Source organism: Nonomuraea cavernae, assembly GCF_040655715.1.
Classification (GTDB): Bacteria; Actinomycetota; Actinomycetes; order Streptosporangiales; family Streptosporangiaceae; genus Nonomuraea; species Nonomuraea cavernae_A.
The window spans coordinates 142,145-156,588 of record NZ_JBFAKL010000012.1 but is presented as its reverse complement, the minus strand read 5'-3'; the positions used below and the strand labels follow the sequence as shown (position 1 = coordinate 156,588).

The 14,444-nt window shown below is 70.3% G+C and carries 12 protein-coding genes; 6 read left to right on the top strand and 6 right to left on the bottom strand.

Annotated features, from left to right (window positions below; all coding sequences use genetic code 11):
- Nucleotides 1–48: 48 nt before the first annotated feature.
- Entirely contained in the window at nt 49–1,167 is a 1,119-nt protein-coding gene (locus AB0I38_RS19745) for a TIGR03118 family protein (RefSeq protein WP_358469579.1), read from the bottom strand.
- A 119-nt stretch (nt 1,168–1,286) separates the two neighbouring features.
- Here AB0I38_RS19745 and ppgK point away from each other — a divergent pair, with 119 nt between their 5' ends.
- Both ppgK and hrpA read left to right on the top strand, forming a co-directional pair.
- Complete coding sequence (ppgK, locus tag AB0I38_RS19740; protein ID WP_358469577.1) at nt 1,287–2,024, top strand: polyphosphate--glucose phosphotransferase; 738 nt, start codon at nt 1,287–1,289, stop codon at nt 2,022–2,024.
- A 275-nt stretch (nt 2,025–2,299) separates the two neighbouring features.
- Nucleotides 2,300–6,181, top strand: coding sequence for an ATP-dependent RNA helicase HrpA (gene hrpA, locus AB0I38_RS19735; RefSeq protein ID WP_358469574.1), 3,882 nt, complete (start codon nt 2,300–2,302; stop codon nt 6,179–6,181).
- On the opposite strand, the gene AB0I38_RS19730 is transcribed toward hrpA, so the two are convergent.
- Together AB0I38_RS19730 and AB0I38_RS19725 are read right to left on the bottom strand one after the other, a co-directional pair.
- Nucleotides 6,171–6,770, bottom strand: coding sequence for a Uma2 family endonuclease (locus AB0I38_RS19730; protein WP_358469571.1), 600 nt, complete (start codon nt 6,768–6,770; stop codon nt 6,171–6,173). The genes hrpA and AB0I38_RS19730 overlap by 11 nt on opposite strands.
- A 139-nt stretch (nt 6,771–6,909) precedes the next feature.
- Entirely contained in the window at nt 6,910–7,101 is a 192-nt protein-coding gene (locus AB0I38_RS19725) for a hypothetical protein (protein ID WP_358469569.1), read from the bottom strand.
- A 98-nt stretch (nt 7,102–7,199) separates the two neighbouring features.
- Here AB0I38_RS19725 and AB0I38_RS19720 point away from each other — a divergent pair, with 98 nt between their 5' ends.
- On the top strand, nt 7,200–7,853 hold the full coding sequence (locus tag AB0I38_RS19720) for an HAD family hydrolase (RefSeq protein WP_358469566.1): 654 nt from the start codon (nt 7,200–7,202) through the stop codon (nt 7,851–7,853).
- Here AB0I38_RS19720 and AB0I38_RS19715 read toward each other — a convergent pair.
- Nucleotides 7,846–8,172, bottom strand: a complete 327-nt coding sequence (locus AB0I38_RS19715; RefSeq protein ID WP_358469563.1) for a DUF5709 domain-containing protein — start codon at nt 8,170–8,172, stop codon at nt 7,846–7,848. The two genes, AB0I38_RS19720 and AB0I38_RS19715, sit on opposite strands and share 8 nt — an antisense overlap.
- 101 nt (nt 8,173–8,273) lie before the next feature.
- The gene (locus AB0I38_RS19710; RefSeq protein ID WP_358469560.1) at nt 8,274–10,007 is read right to left on the bottom strand and encodes an ABC transporter ATP-binding protein; all 1,734 of its coding nucleotides are present in this window, start codon (nt 10,005–10,007) and stop codon (nt 8,274–8,276) included.
- Between the two features lie 71 nt (nt 10,008–10,078).
- Here AB0I38_RS19710 and AB0I38_RS19705 point away from each other — a divergent pair, with 71 nt between their 5' ends.
- Nucleotides 10,079–10,498 (top strand): MarR family winged helix-turn-helix transcriptional regulator, encoded by a 420-nt coding sequence (locus AB0I38_RS19705; RefSeq protein ID WP_358469557.1) that lies wholly within the window; start codon nt 10,079–10,081, stop codon nt 10,496–10,498.
- A gap of 13 nt (nt 10,499–10,511) precedes the next feature.
- Here AB0I38_RS19705 and AB0I38_RS19700 read toward each other — a convergent pair whose 3' ends face one another.
- Nucleotides 10,512–11,675, bottom strand: coding sequence for a PucR family transcriptional regulator (locus AB0I38_RS19700; RefSeq protein ID WP_358469554.1), 1,164 nt, complete (start codon nt 11,673–11,675; stop codon nt 10,512–10,514).
- A 100-nt stretch (nt 11,676–11,775) separates the two neighbouring features.
- Here AB0I38_RS19700 and AB0I38_RS19695 point away from each other — a divergent pair, with 100 nt between their 5' ends.
- On the top strand, nt 11,776–13,884 hold the full coding sequence (locus tag AB0I38_RS19695; protein ID WP_358469551.1) for a M6 family metalloprotease domain-containing protein: 2,109 nt from the start codon (nt 11,776–11,778) through the stop codon (nt 13,882–13,884).
- Nucleotides 13,885–14,020: 136 nt separating this feature from the next.
- Nucleotides 14,021–14,437: a hypothetical protein gene (locus AB0I38_RS19690; protein ID WP_358469548.1), complete on the top strand. Its 417-nt coding sequence runs from the start codon at nt 14,021–14,023 to the stop codon at nt 14,435–14,437.
- Nucleotides 14,438–14,444: the final 7 nt, after the last annotated feature.

The window sequence follows — 14,444 nt, the reverse complement described above, 5'->3', positions numbered from 1 at the left end:
GGCGTGGCCCGCGCCAGCCGCGCCGGAAACGTCAGCGGCCCCTGGCTGTCAGTACCCGCCGTACGGCGAGGACGAGCTGGGCTTCTTGGTGTGGCTGGGCGAGTGCGACGGAGACGTCGTCGGCGCCGTCACGGTCGAACGCGACCCGGCGGGCCGGATCACGCCCAGCACCCCGTGCTTGCCGCCGTCGGAGCCGGCGGAGAACCACAGGGCGTTCTCGCCGCCGTTGGCCGAGGTGCCCGGCTCCAGGTCCCAGAGTCCGGGCAGCGTGATCTTGCGGCCGTCCGCCTTGGTGAGCGCGCCCAGTTGGCGCCCGCGGCGGAAGGCGTGGATGGTGCCGTCGCCGAAGTTGCCGACCAGCAGCGCGCCGGCGTACCGCCCGAAGGACTTCGGCGCGGCCGTCATCGCCCATGGGGCGTTGAGCCCGGTACGCGCGATCCGGCCGGTCAGGCGGCCGCCCGCGTCGAAGCGGCTGATGAAGCCCTTGCCGGAGCCCGCGACGGACTTGCCGGTCGCCGCGTCACGCAGCGCGTAGGCGATCCAGATGTTCCCGTTCACGACCGCCACGTTGAACGGCGAGTAGGTGGACGGGATGGCCCGGTCCCTGAACTGCGAGCGTGACAGCTGGATCCGCCTGAAGTCGGAGTCGAAGGCGTGGATGCGGCCGTTCGCGAAGTCGGCGGCCAGCAGGAAGTCGCCGTCGTCGGTCCGGACCAACTCCAGACCCTTGTAGTCGGCGCCGCGGGTGAAGGCGGCGATGACGGCGTTCTTCGGATCGACCTCGGCGTTCCAGCCGGTGATCGCGCCGCTCGGGCTGGCGAAGATGAAGGTGGCGGGCTTGCCCTTGACGGTGAAGCCCTCGGTGGGGTTGAAGACCTGGCCGGTCGGGGCGCCGCCGGGGATGCTGACCTCGGTCTGCTCCTTCTTGCCGTTTCCGGAATAGACGGTGGCGCTGCCGCTGCCGGTGCCGGATACCCACAACGTCTTGCCCATGGCCAGCCCCCAGGGGTTGACCAGCTTGGGATCGGTGACGGGAGCCTTGCCCGAGAGGTCCGAGACGAGGTTGACGACGTCGAACCTGTTGCGAGGGGTGGCCTGTGCGGGAGTGGCGAGAGTCGCTCCCAGAACGACTCCGACAGCGCAGAGTGTGATGATGCGTAACCGCATCCGTGCCTCCTTGTTAGCGCTTGTGACGCGAGATACGCGGGCGGCCCGGGACGGGTTCAGTGAGGTCCGGAAATATCCGGCTCGGCGTTATTCGCCGCCGATAGGGGAGAAGGACTGTCATGGATGTTCTGGGGATTGATATCGGTGGTTCCGGGATCAAGGGCGCGCCCGTCGACATCGCGGCCGGCAAGCTCACCCGGGAGCGCCTGCGCATCCCCACCCCGCAGCCGGCCAAGCCAGGTCCGGTCGCCGAGGTGGTGGCGCGCATCGTCGACCACTTCTCCTGGACCGGCCCCGTCGGGGTGACGTTCCCCGGGGTGGTGCGCGACGGGGTGGTCATGACGGCCGCGAACGTCCACCACTCCTGGATCGGGGTCGACGCGGCCGAGTTGTTCGGCGGCGCCACCGTGCTGAACGACGCCGACGCGGCCGGCCTGGCCGAGATGGCCTTCGGCGAGGGTCGCGGCCGGCGGGGCACCGTGCTCATGCTGACGATCGGCACCGGCATCGGCAGCGCGCTGTTCACCGAGGGCGTCCTGGTGCCCAACACCGAGCTGGGCCACCTTCAGCTGAAGGGCAAGGACGCCGAGCACCGCGCCTCCGACCGCGCCCGCGAGGAGTCCGAGCTCAGCTGGGAGAAGTGGGCCGCGCGGGTGGAGGAGTATCTCCGGCACGTGGAGATGCTGTTCTCTCCCTCGCTGATCGTCGTCGGCGGCGGCGTCAGCAAGAAATCCGGCAAGTGGCTCCCGCACGTGCACATCGACACCCCGATCGTCCCCGCGCTCCTGCAGAACGAGGCGGGCATCATCGGCGCCGCCCAGATGGCCGCCGCTCCCCACCCGGCCGCCACGAGGTAGCCCCGGCGCGCTCGTACAGGACGCCGCGAAGTGGCCCCCGCGCCCTCGTACGGCACGCCGCCGAATCCCCGGGCGGAAAGGGGCTCCGGCATGGCAACCGGAACGGCTGCTCAGGAGTCTCACTGGTGACGTGACCGTCCTCGACGACGATCTCTGGGGAGAGTGGGCCCGCCGCGGACGGTCACGGCGTTATTTGGGATGCGTGCGCCCGTGGTGATCGGGCAGCATGGGTCGTTGGCTCCGGTCGCGCGGGGCTCAAATATCCTGAAAGCAGTATGGGAACCTCTGCGTTGTCCTCCTCTCACTCTGAGCTCGGCGAGCTGCAGTCACGCCTGCCCGAGCTCATGCCCCGTGACCAGCGCCGGCTCCGGCGCCGCCTTGACGGCGCGCGGCGCGTCCGCTCCCGTGAGGCCCGGGAGAAGATCGCCGCGGAGATCCTCGCCGACGTCGAGCGCGCCGAGCGGCGGCTGACCCGCCGCCGCGAGGCCGTGCCCGAGGTGAGCTACCCCGACAACCTGCCGGTCGCCCAGCGCAAGGACGACATCCTCGCGGCCATCCGCGACCACCAGGTCGTGATCATCGCGGGCGAGACCGGGTCCGGCAAGACCACCCAGATCCCCAAGATCTGCATCGAGCTGGGGCGCGGCGTCAGAGGGCTGATCGGCCACACCCAGCCCCGCCGCATCGCCGCCCGCACGGTCGCCGAGCGCATCGCCGAGGAGCTCGGCACCGACCTCGGCCAGGTCGTCGGCTACAAGGTGCGCTTCACCGACCAGGCGAGCGACCGCACCCTGGTCAAGCTGATGACCGACGGCATCCTGCTCGCCGAGCTGCAGAACGACCGGCTGCTGGAGCAGTACGACACGCTGATCATCGACGAGGCCCACGAGCGCAGCCTCAACATCGACTTCATCCTCGGCTACCTCAAGCAACTGCTGCCGAAGCGCCCCGACCTCAAGGTCATCATCACCAGCGCCACCATCGACCCCGAGCGGTTCTCGCGGCACTTCTCCGACGCCCCGATCATCGAGGTGTCCGGCCGCACCTACCCCGTCGAGGTCCGCTACCGGCCGCTCGACGACGATGACGACCAGACGCAGGGCATCGTCGACGCCTGCCGCGAGCTGGTCACCGAGGGGCCCGGCGACATCCTCGTCTTCCTGAGCGGCGAGCGGGAGATCCGCGACGCCGCCGACGCCCTGGCCAAGGCCGAGTTCCGCAACACCGAGATCCTGCCGCTCTACGCCCGCCTGAGCGCCGCCGAGCAGCATCGCGTGTTCCAGCGCCACACCGGCCGCCGCATCGTGCTGGCCACCAACGTGGCCGAGACGTCGCTGACCGTCCCCGGCATCAAATACGTCGTCGATCCCGGCTACGCCCGCGTCTCCCGCTACAGCCACCGCACCAAGGTGCAGCGGCTGCCCATCGAGGCCATCTCCCAGGCCAGCGCCAACCAGCGCAAGGGCCGCTCCGGCCGCACCTCCGACGGCGTCTGCATCCGGCTCTACGAGGAGGACGACTTCCTCGCCAGGCCGGAGTTCACCGACCCCGAGATCCTGCGCACCAACCTGGCCTCGGTCATCCTGCAGATGACCTCGATCGGGCTGGGCGACATCGAGGCGTTCCCGTTCGTCGAGCCGCCCGACCGCCGCCAGGTCAGAGACGGCGTCAGCCTGCTGCACGAGCTCGGCGCGTTCGACGCGCAGGGCGACCTCACCGCGGTCGGCCGCAAGCTGGCCGGTCTGCCGGTCGACCCCCGCCTCGGCCGCATGGTGCTGGAGGCGGAGAAGAACGGCTGCCTGCGCGAGGTCATGGTGATCGCCGCCGCGCTGTCGATCCAGGACCCTCGCGAACGTCCGTCCGACAAGCAGCAGCAGGCCGACGACAAGCACCGCCGCTTCGCCGACCCCGAGTCCGACTTCCTGTCCTACGTCAACCTCTGGCACTACCTCCAGGACAAGCAGCGGGAGCTGTCGTCCAGCGCGTTCCGCAGGCTGTGCAAGGCCGAGTTCCTCAACTACCTGCGCGTGCGCGAGTGGCAGGACATCTACAGCCAGCTGCGCCAGTCGCTCGGCGCCCAGCCGGGCAGCCAGGTCGCCGACCCGCGGAGCGTGCACGTCTCGCTGCTGGCCGGGCTGTTGTCACACGTGGGCGTCAAGGACGTCGTCGACAAACAGCGCGCCTCCGACGGCCGCCGGCCGATCCAGGAATACCTCGGCGCCCGCAACGCCCGCTTCGCCGTCTTCCCCGGTTCGGCGCTGGCCAAGAAACAGCCGCAGTGGGTGATGTCGGCCGAGCTGGTGGAGACCTCGCGGCTGTGGGCCCGGGTCAACGCCAAGATCGAGCCCGACTGGGTCGAGCCGCTCGCGCAGCACCTGGTCAAGCGCACCTACTCCGAGCCGCACTGGGAGAAGAACCAGGGCGCGGTGATCGCGCTGGAGAAGGTCACGCTGTACGGCGTGCCGCTCGTGGTCGGGCGCAAGGTCAATTACGGCCGCATCGACCCCGAGCTGTCGCGCGAGCTGTTCATCAGGCACGCGCTCGTCGAGGGCGACTGGGACAGCCACCACACGTTCCTGCGCGCCAACCGCAAGCTGCTCGAAGAGGTCGAGGAGCTCGAGAACCGCGCCCGCCGCCGCGACATCATGGTCGACGACGAGGCCCTGCACGACTTCTACGACCAGCGGGTGCCCGCCGACGTCGTCTCGGCCCGGCACTTCGACTCGTGGTGGAAGAAGGCCCGCGTCACCGAGCCCGACCTGCTGACCTACTCACCCGAGATGCTGGTCAACGAGGGCGCCGACGTCAGCGCCCGCGACTACCCCGACGCCTGGCGGCAGCTCGGCCAGCGGATGAAGCTGACCTACCAGTTCGAGCCCGGCGCCGACGCCGACGGCGTGACCGTGCACGTGCCGCTCCAGGTGCTCAACCAGGTCAATTCCGACGGGTTCGACTGGCAGATCCCCGGCCTGCGCGAGGAGCTGATCACCGCGCTGATCCGGTCGCTGCCCAAGCACCTGCGGCGCAACTTCGTGCCCGCCCCCAACTACGCCAAGCAGGTGCTGGAGGGTGCCCGTCAGGGCGGCGAGCCGCTGCTGGAGGCCGTGGAGCGTGAGCTGCTGCGGCTGACCGGCGTCCGGGTGCCGCGCGAGGCCTGGCAGCTCGACCAGGTGCCCGACCACCTGCGCATCACCTACCGGGTGATCGACGAGCGCCGCCGCACCGTCGCCGAGGACAAGGACCTCGACGCGCTGAAGCGGCGGCTCGCCCCGCGGCTGCGCCAGACGCTCTCGGCGGCGGCCGACGACCTGGAGCAGTCGGGGCTCCACACGTGGAGCTTCGGCACCCTGCCCAAGGTGTTCGAGCAGGGCCGGATGAAGGGCTACCCGGCCCTGGTCGACGACGGCGACTCGGTCTCCATCAAGATCTTCGAGACCGAGCTGGAGCAGCGCCGCTCCCACTGGACCGGCACCCGCCGGCTGCTGCTGCTGGGCGTCACCAACCCGGCCCGGTCACTGCTCGGCGGCCTGTCCAACCAGGCCAAGCTGGCCCTGTCGCGCAGCCCGCACGGCGGCGCGGTGGCGCTCTTCGACGACGTGGTCGACGCCGCGGTCGACAAGCTGATGCACGACCGGGGCGGCCCGGCCTGGGACCCTGTCTCCTTCGACCGGCTCTACCAGCACGTCCGGGCCGAGCTGCACGCCACCTCGGCCGATGTGCTGGCCCGGGTCGAGCAGATCCTCGGCGTCTGGCACACCGTCGGCGCCGGGCTGGAGTCCGTACGCGCCGGCGCCTCGGCCGACGACGTCCGCGACCAGCTCGCCAAGCTCGTCTACCCGGGTTTCGTCGCCGCCACCGGTCACCGGCGGCTGCCCGACCTGCTGCGCTACATCCGGGCCGTCGAACGCCGCCTCACCAAGCTCCCCGAGGAGCCGTGGCGCGATGAGGAGTGGATGGACCGCGTGCACAAGGTCGAGGACGACTATCACGACCTGCTGGCCAAGCTGCCCCCCGCGCGGCGCTCCGACCCCGACGTGGTGGAGATCCGCTGGATGATCGAGGAGCTACGGGTCAGTTTCTTCGCCCAGACCCTCGGCACCCCGACCCCGGTCTCGGAGAAGCGCATCGCCAAGGCGATGGAGAAGCTCACACCTTGAAGACGGACGTGTCCAGCTCGACGTCGATCGGGCTGGGCAGCCGCAGCGGCGACCCGACCGGCACCGTCCCGCTCGCCAGATAGGCGCCGTCGCGGGGCTCGCTGTAGGCCGTGACCGACGGCGGCTCGGCGAGGAGGTCGATCAGCAGATAGATCGGCACGCCGCCGGTCGCGTACAGCGGCGGCTTCTCCACGCGGTCCCTGAGGGTGCTGCCGGCGGAGACGACCTCGGCGACCATGATCAGCCCGGACGACCGCAGCTCGCGATCACCCCACCTGGGGCAGTCGGGTGGCGCGAGCACGAAGTCGGGCTCGACGGGCTCTCGCGGTCCTTCCACGCACACGTCCACGTTGCCGGTCCAGGCTTCCCATCCCTCCCTGTCCTGGACGGGGATGAGGGCGCGGAGAAGGCGCATCGCGCAGCTTGCGTGTTCGGGGGTGCCTACAGGGCTCACGATGAGATTTCCTTCGACGACGTCGGCCCGGAAGCCGGGGAGTTCGGGGAGTGCGTCGAACAGCTCCCGTGCGGTCTCCGGCAAGCGCTTGTCGTTGGACGGCACCAGCTCGGTGTGGTGCTGCCTGATCGCCATGACAACCATCGAAACTGTCCCTCCGTACTCGAATGGGTACCCTGAGTATCGCACTCGCGCGCCTGCAAAGTAGACCCCCTTCCGACGGCAAACCGGCCGCCTCGCTGTCAGCGAGGCGGCCGTGGATGCGGCGGGGGCGTCAGTTGGGTGTGGGCCACCAGGTGGGCAGTGGTTCGCCGGGCGTCTCCGAGGTCCGCTCGCCCGGCCGCCGGTTCACGCCGCGCTTGATCACCTTCAGCAGATCGGCGGTGTAGTCGTGCCAGACGTCCTGGTCGGCGCTCGCCGGCAGGTCGTCGAGCTGCCCATCCTTGGTGTCGCCCTCTCGTGGCATGGAACATTCCCCTTCATGGTCAAGCGACCGGTTCGATCCCCGGTCGAGTGATTCCGTACGGATCCGTACAGTGGGGGGACGTACGAGTGGGGGGTTTGATGATCAAGGCAGTGGTGTTCGACGTCGGCGAGACGCTCATCGACGAGACGCGCATCTGGTCGCGCTGGGCCGATCGCCTGGGAGTGAGCAGGTTCGTGCTGATGGGCGCGCTCGGCGGGATGGCCGCCCTGGATCGTTCCCACCGCGAGGCGTTCGAGCTGGTCCGGCCCGGACTCGACATCACCGCCGAGCTGGCGGCCTGGGAGCGCGACGAGCCCGGCTGCCTGCGCAATCACTTCGACGCCGACGACCTCTACCCCGACGTCCGCGAGGCGCTGGCCGAGTTGCGCGCGGCCGGTCACCAGGTGATCGTCGCAGGCAACCAGCCCGTCCGGGCCTACGACGCGCTGGTCGCCATGGACCTTCCGGTCGACTCGGTGCACACCTCCGAAGGCTGGGGCGTGTCCAAGCCCGCGGCCGAGTTCTTCGCCAAGGTCGCCGCGATCGCGGGCAGGGAGCCCGCCGAGATCCTCTACGTCGGCGACCGGCTCGACAACGACGTGCTGCCCGCGGCCAGGGCGGGCATGCGGACGGCGCTGCTGCGCAGAGGGCCGTGGGGTCATCTGCACGCCGAACGGCCGCAGGCGAAGGCCGCCGACCTGATCGTCGACGACCTGCCCGCCCTGCTGCCCGCCCTCGCGGGTCTCACCTGATCTCCTCATCGGGTTCGACGTAGATCGCGCGTTCCTCGGCTGACAGGTCACCGGAGTCGTCGCCCCAGTCCTCGCCGATCTCGTCCGGCTCCTCGTCGGGGGCCAGACCCTCGTCGGGCTGGGTGAGACGGTGTCCCGGCCGCGGCGCCGGCTTCTCCCTGTCGGGCTTCTCCCGCCACAGCCGCTCGTCGAGGGTGTCCTCGTGACGCGGATCGTCACCCTCGATGCGATGCTCCCGGCCGAGGTCGTCGGTCCACTCCTCGACCTCGATCTCCTGCTCGTCGGCCAGGCCGTGCTTGTTCGGAGGCTGTTCGGTCATACCCATCCTCTTACCCAGGAGCCCGCCGAAAACCTAGGATTTGGTCTCCCCTGGATCTTCGACGACTCTTCCTTGCCCATCCAGGGGCACGCCCGGGGGCGTCACACCAGTTCGAGTGGGCGGTCCCTGCTCACCAGGGCGGCGTAGTGACCGTCGAGGGCCAGCAGTTCGTCGTGGGTGCCGCGCTCCACCACCCGGCCGTGGTCCAGGACGACGATCTGGTCGGCGTCGCGGATCGTGGACAGGCGGTGCGCGATCGTGATCGTGGTGCGGCCCTTCGCCAGAGTGTCCAGCGCCTCCTGTACGGCCCGCTCGGTCTGCGTGTCGAGGGCGCTGGTGGCCTCGTCGAGGACGAGCACCGGCGGGTTGCGCAGGATGGTCCGGGCGATGGCCAGGCGCTGCTTCTCGCCGCCGGAGAAGCGGTAGCCGCGCTCGCCCACCAGCGTGTCGTAGCCGTCGGGCAGCGAGGCGATGTGGTCGTGGATGCGGGCGGCCCGGGCGGCCGCCTCCAGCTCCTCGTCGGTGGCCGTGGGATCGGCGAAGCGGAGGTTGTCGGCGATGGAGGCGTGGAAGAGATACGTCTCCTGGGAGACCACGCCGACCGTGCGGGCCAGCGACTCGAAGGTGAGCTCGCGGACGTCGACGTCGTCGATCGTGACCCGGCCGCCCGTGACGTCGTACAGCCGGGGCAGCAGGTAGCTGAGCGTGGTCTTGCCCGACCCGGTCTCGCCGACGATCGCCAGGCTGGTGCCCGCCGGGACGGTGATGTCCACGCCGGTGAGCGTGGGCGCCTCGCCGTAGGCGAAGTCGACGTTCTCGTAGCGGACCTCGCCGCGCACGCCGGTCAGGGTGCGAGTGCCGGGGTGGATGTCCACGGGCAGGTCGAGATACTCGAAGATGCGGCCGAACAACGCCAGCGAGCTCTGCACCTCGACGCCGAGCCGCAGCAGCGACACCGTGGGCCTGAACAGGCTCGCCTGCAGCGTGGTGAAGGCCACCAGGGTGCCGATGGAGATGGCGCCGGTGTGGCCGACCGCCCAGTAGATCACCGCGGGCATCGCGGCCATGACGATCTGGATCGACGACTGCCGCCATCGTCCGGCCATGCTGGAGCGGACTCCGAGGTCGGCGAGCTCGTCGGAGGCGACGGCGAAGCGGCGGGACAACTCGGGGGAGCGGCCCATCGTGCGGCCGAGCAGGATGCCGCTGATCGACAGCGACTCCTGGACCATGGAGGAGATCACGGCCAGCTTCCGCTGCCGCTCGGAGGTGATCCGCTTGCGCTCGGCGCCGACCTTGCGGCTGATCCACACGAAGACCGGCAGCAGCGTCAGCGAGATCACGGTCAGCCGCCAGTCGAGCGCGACCATGGCGACGACCGTGGCGATGACGGTGGTGAGGTTGGAGACGAGGGAGGTGGCGGTGGAGGTGACGACCGACTGCATGCCGCCGATGTCGTTGGCGATGCGCGACTGCACCTCGCCGGTCCTGGTGCGGGTGAAGAACGCCAGCGACATGCGCTGCAGGTGGCCGTAGACGGCGGTGCGCAGGTCGTGCATGACGCGCTGGCCGACGGTGGTCGACACCAGCGTCTGGACCACGTCGAACACGCTCGTGATGACCGCGACCAGGATCATGCCCAGCGCGAGCAGCGCGAGCAGGCCGGTGTCGCGCGCCGGGATGGCCACGTCCAGCACCTCGCGCAGCAGGAACGGCGAGGCCAGCGACACCAGCGACGACAGCAGGATGAGACAGCCCACCACGGCCAGGCGGCCCCGGTAGGCGCGGAAGAGGCGGACGATGCGCCGCAGCGGGGCGCGTGGTTCCTCGGCCAAGCAGGTGCTCCTTTCAGATGTTCTCTCAAACAGAGGTTAGCTCATATTTGTTCCGCCACTAGGCTTGGACCATGGACGACGTGGAGCTCTCCGAGCTCATGCACCTGGTCGGCCGCCGGTTGCGGCATGGCTATCTGCATCGGCTGGAGCCACTCGGCCTCAGTCCCGGTCAGGCTCGTGCGCTGCGCGTGCTCATCGACGCGGGCCGGCCTCTCAGGATGGTGCAGCTCGCCGACGAGCTGAGGATCGTGCCGCGCTCCGTCACCCCCGTCGTCGACGCGCTCGAAGCGGCCGGGCTCGTCCGCCGGGAGGTCGATCCGGCCAACCGGCGCTCCACCCTGCTGGTCGTCACGCCGGTGGGCCGCGAGATTCACGAACGTGCCCGCGAGGCCCGCAGACGGGCGGGCCAGGAGCTGTTCGCGGTGCTCTCGGCCGAGCAGCGCGACCAGCTCAAGGAGCTGCTCACCGCCGTGGACGCCCAGTTCAGGTAGACCCGGTGCCCGGTCAGGCGGGCGTCGCCGGGCGTGAGTCGCGGGGCAGGTAGCGGCCGGACAGCCGGGCCAGTTTGAGGCTGAGGTGCAGGGCCAGCCGCTCGCCGCCGTCCTTCAGATCCGTACGTGCCAGCTCCTCCACCCGGCGTAGCCGGTAATACAGGGAGGTGCGGTGCAGCCGCAGCGCCCGCGAGGTGGCGACGGCGCTGCCGGCCAGGTCCAGATAGGTCTCCAGGGTCTCCAGCAGCGGCAGATGGTGCTCGTCGGCGAGCAGTGGTTCGAGGCCGGGGTGCAGCTCGTGCTGCGACAGGTGGGTCAGCATCCGGTAGACACCGAGCCGGCTCCACTCCAGCGAGCTGCCGAGGCCGGGCACCCGGGCGGCGACCTCGGCCGCGTGCCGGGCCTCGGTGTAGGACGCGGCCGCCGCGGCCAGCGCCGGTCGGGGCCGCCCGATCCCCACGGTGACCGGCACGGACATCGCCGCGTGCAGCTCGTCGGGGGAGACGGCGGGGCCGGCGGTGAGCAGCACGGCGTGGTCGTAGCGCACGAGGTGCAGCGGATGGTGCCCGCTCAGCCGCCGCCGCAGCGCCAGCAGCCCCTGCTCCAGCGCCAGTCTGAGCGCCTCGTCCGGCTCGGTGGCCAGCGGCCTGGCCACGAGCACGGTCACCGGCTGGGCCTGGGGGAAGGCGCCGGCCTCGATCAGCTGGCGGGCCGCGTCGCGCTCGCCGAGCAGGAGCCCCGTCACCGCCTCCAGCTCCCGGTGCGAGGCCAGGCCGACGGCCAGGCTCTCGTGGTAGAGCGCCAGGGCCAGCGCGGGCGCCGCCGCCGCGGCCTCGGCGACCCGCGCGTCGGGCATGGCCGGTTCGGCGTCGATGAACCAGAGGAAGCCGAGCAGCCCGGCCTCGTGGCGTACCGGGACGCAGACGCGGGGGAGCAGGCCCAGGTGCGGCGCGCCCGGGGTGCGGAGCGGGAGGGCCGCGCCGTCGATGCCCGCGGCGCGCAGCCACTGGCGTACCTGCGGCGTGGTGTGCCTGCGCAGGATCGAGTCGCGGCGGATGTCGTCCATGGCGCCGCTCTGCTCGCTGTAGGCGATGACCCGTTGCAGGTGGTCCTCGAGCAGCAGTGGCCGGCCGAGGCGCGCCGCGAGCTCGTCCACGGTTCGCTGGAGGTCCGCCATAACTCACCTGGTTATTTCAACAAATGTCGGAGATACGGCTATGGGTCTTCTCTACAGCTGACCGGTGATCTCTGTCAATATCGCCTATACCGTCCCATTGGTGAAGAACCCCCCGAAGAAGCTGTTGAAAGGCCTGCTCGCAGCCCTCGTGCTGATCCCGATGAGCCTGATGGCCACACCCGCTTCCGCAGCACCCCCCGCAGACGATCCCGAACACCCCTGGCGGCAGAACCACTGGCCGCAGACCCAGCCCTGGCAGCGCGACGAGCCCGCCGAGGCCCAGGCTCTGCGCGGCCGTCCGGTCGCGGACATCAAGCCCATCGACCCGCAGAACTGGGAGAACCCCGACCACATGACGTGGGCGGACTACAAGAAGCCGCCCGGCACCAACTGGAACGACCCGGCGGTCAAGGGCTCGACGCGCACCTTCAAGGGCGCGCTCGTCCTGCTCGACTACCCCAACCAGGAGTTCGTCGTCACTCAGCCCAAGGGCTCGACGATCTTCGGCAACCCGAGCGCCGAGGCCCACGACATCCCCCGCGACCAGGTGGCCACGTTCTACCAGGACTTCCTCAACACCCCGAACGCGCTGAACAAGGGGCACACCATCCATGAGTACTGGATGGAGGACTCCGGCGGCCGCATCGGCGTGGACCTGACCGGCTTCGGCCCGTACACGATGCCGGGCAAGGACCATGAGTACGCCATGGAGTATCAGCGGAACGCCTGCCCCAGCGGCGACACCTGCAACCGCAACCTGCGCACCGACGGCAACGCGGCCTGGATCGCCGCCGTCGGCGAAGAGGTCGCCGCGCAGTTCGACTTCATCTTCTACGTCAGCGCCGGCCAGGACGAGTCGTCCACCTGGCAGGAGTTCGGCATGATGAAATTTCCTACCAAGGAGGACGTGACCGACGAGTTCGGCCCGCCCGACCCCGCCCTGCCCAACTGGTCCGCCACCCGCTACGTCGACTGGACCTCGTGGCAGGCCGGATCCACCTTCTGGCCCAACGCCCGCTTCGGCGTCGACTCGGTGCAGGCCGAGAGCTCCGGCATGTCGGTGTACGCCCACGAGCTGAGCCACATCATGGGCATCGCCGACAACTACAACAACCCGTACGGCGTGCCGCTGCGCAGGGCGTACTCCGGCATCTGGGAGATGCTCAGCCGCGGCACCTTCAACGGCCCCGGCGGCCCGCACAGCCGCTGGCTGATCCCGCCCACCGCCGGCTCCTCCATGGGCTCGCAGCACATGCTGCGCAACAAGATCAAGTTGCAGATGGTCGACCAGGCCAACGTGCTGAACCTCTCCCGTGACGCGCTCGACGAGTCGGGCCTGGTGACCGCCAGGGTGACCGCCCGGGCGGTGCAGCCGGGACCGAACGGGCTGATGGGCCTCAACATCGCCTTCGGCTCCGGCGACAAGAGCCCCGCCTGCGACACGGCGACCAACCCGCTGTGCGACGGCGGCGGCTACGACAACTACACCGTCGAGGTCGTCGACCGGGTCGGCACCGACTCCTTCACCCCCGACTCCGGAGTGCTCCTGGCCAAGACCAAGGATCAGGACCGCTCGCCGTTCATCTGGGTGGTCGACGCCAACCCGCAGGACATCGGGATGACCGACTACGTGCTGCCCGACGGCACCGAGGTGCCCATCACCATGGGCGACTACCGCCAGCTGTCCGACGCCCTCTTCCACGCGGGCACCGACTCGGGCAGCGAGTACGAGTACGCCGACGAGGCCAACCGCCTGCACTTCTACGTCACCGACCTGAAGCGTGGCCGCGACGGCACGCTGTCCTACACGGTCGCCGTCCGCTCCCTCCACGGGGCGGGCCCGCAGAAGCGCGGCGTCCGGCTGCTGCCCGCCGCCGGAGTCCCCGCCGGCAAGGGCGTGTCCACCTGCACGTTCCCGCTGTTCAACACCGGTAAGGCGGCCCCCGCGCAGGGGCAGCACCCCGAGGACGTCAGCGCCTACCTCAACACCGACGTCTACCGGCTCAAGGCCGAGGCCCGGGGCAAGGGCTGGACCGCCCGGCTGCCCAACGCCCTGGCCACCGTCGACTTCGGCAAGCACGCGACGGTCACGGTCAACGCCGTGCGCGAGGCGGGCGGCGCCCGGCTCGGGAAGATCGAACTCACCGCCACCTCGGAGAGCGATCCGAGTAAGACGGTGACGGCCACCTGTCACGTGGTCGGCCTGTAGGTCGCCGGTAGGTCGGCCTGTAGGTGAACGACGGGGTATGGCTGGCGCGAGCCGTACCCCGTCCGTTTGAATACCCCGGAGGGGGTGTTCATTGACGGGGCAGTCGCCAGATGATCAGCGACCTCGGCGCCGCAAGGTGCCACTGGCCGCGCCCGTGGCGGCGGGGCTCGCCGCAGCGGCCGCGAGCGTCCTGGCGGCATCGGTCGATTGGGAGATCCCGCCCGCCGCCAAGATCGGGCGCGCCGCCAAGATCGGGCGCGCCGAGGCGCTCGCCGAGTTACGCGGCGTCTTCGCCCCGCGCCGCAAGGCGAGCGACCTGGCGCCGCCCCTCGTCGTCTCCGTCTACGGCCGGGGCGGCGTCGGCAAGTCGGCGCTCACCGCCCGCTTCGGCCAGGAGGTCGCCGACTGGTTCCCCGACGGGCGGCCGGCATGTTCCGGCAGCGCGGCGAGCTGTGGGAGGAGGCGCGCTGCCCGCGCGCGGCGGGCGAGGTCGGCGACCCGGCCAACGGGCTGCGCGAGCTCGACTTCGTACAGCGCGCCGAGGAGCTCCTGACGGCCCT

Coding starts and splice junctions, on each gene's coding strand:
- AB0I38_RS19745 (WP_358469579.1), bottom strand. CDS start 1,167: ATGCGGTTACGCATCATCACACTCTGCGCTGTCGGAGTCGTTCTGGGA.
- ppgK (WP_358469577.1), top strand. CDS start 1,287: ATGGATGTTCTGGGGATTGATATCGGTGGTTCCGGGATCAAGGGCGCG.
- hrpA (WP_358469574.1), top strand. CDS start 2,300: ATGGGAACCTCTGCGTTGTCCTCCTCTCACTCTGAGCTCGGCGAGCTG.
- AB0I38_RS19730 (WP_358469571.1), bottom strand. CDS start 6,770: ATGGCGATCAGGCAGCACCACACCGAGCTGGTGCCGTCCAACGACAAG.
- AB0I38_RS19725 (WP_358469569.1), bottom strand. CDS start 7,101: ATGCCACGAGAGGGCGACACCAAGGATGGGCAGCTCGACGACCTGCCG.
- AB0I38_RS19720 (WP_358469566.1), top strand. CDS start 7,200: ATGATCAAGGCAGTGGTGTTCGACGTCGGCGAGACGCTCATCGACGAG.
- AB0I38_RS19715 (WP_358469563.1), bottom strand. CDS start 8,172: ATGACCGAACAGCCTCCGAACAAGCACGGCCTGGCCGACGAGCAGGAG.
- AB0I38_RS19705 (WP_358469557.1), top strand. CDS start 10,079: ATGGACGACGTGGAGCTCTCCGAGCTCATGCACCTGGTCGGCCGCCGG.
- AB0I38_RS19700 (WP_358469554.1), bottom strand. CDS start 11,675: ATGGCGGACCTCCAGCGAACCGTGGACGAGCTCGCGGCGCGCCTCGGC.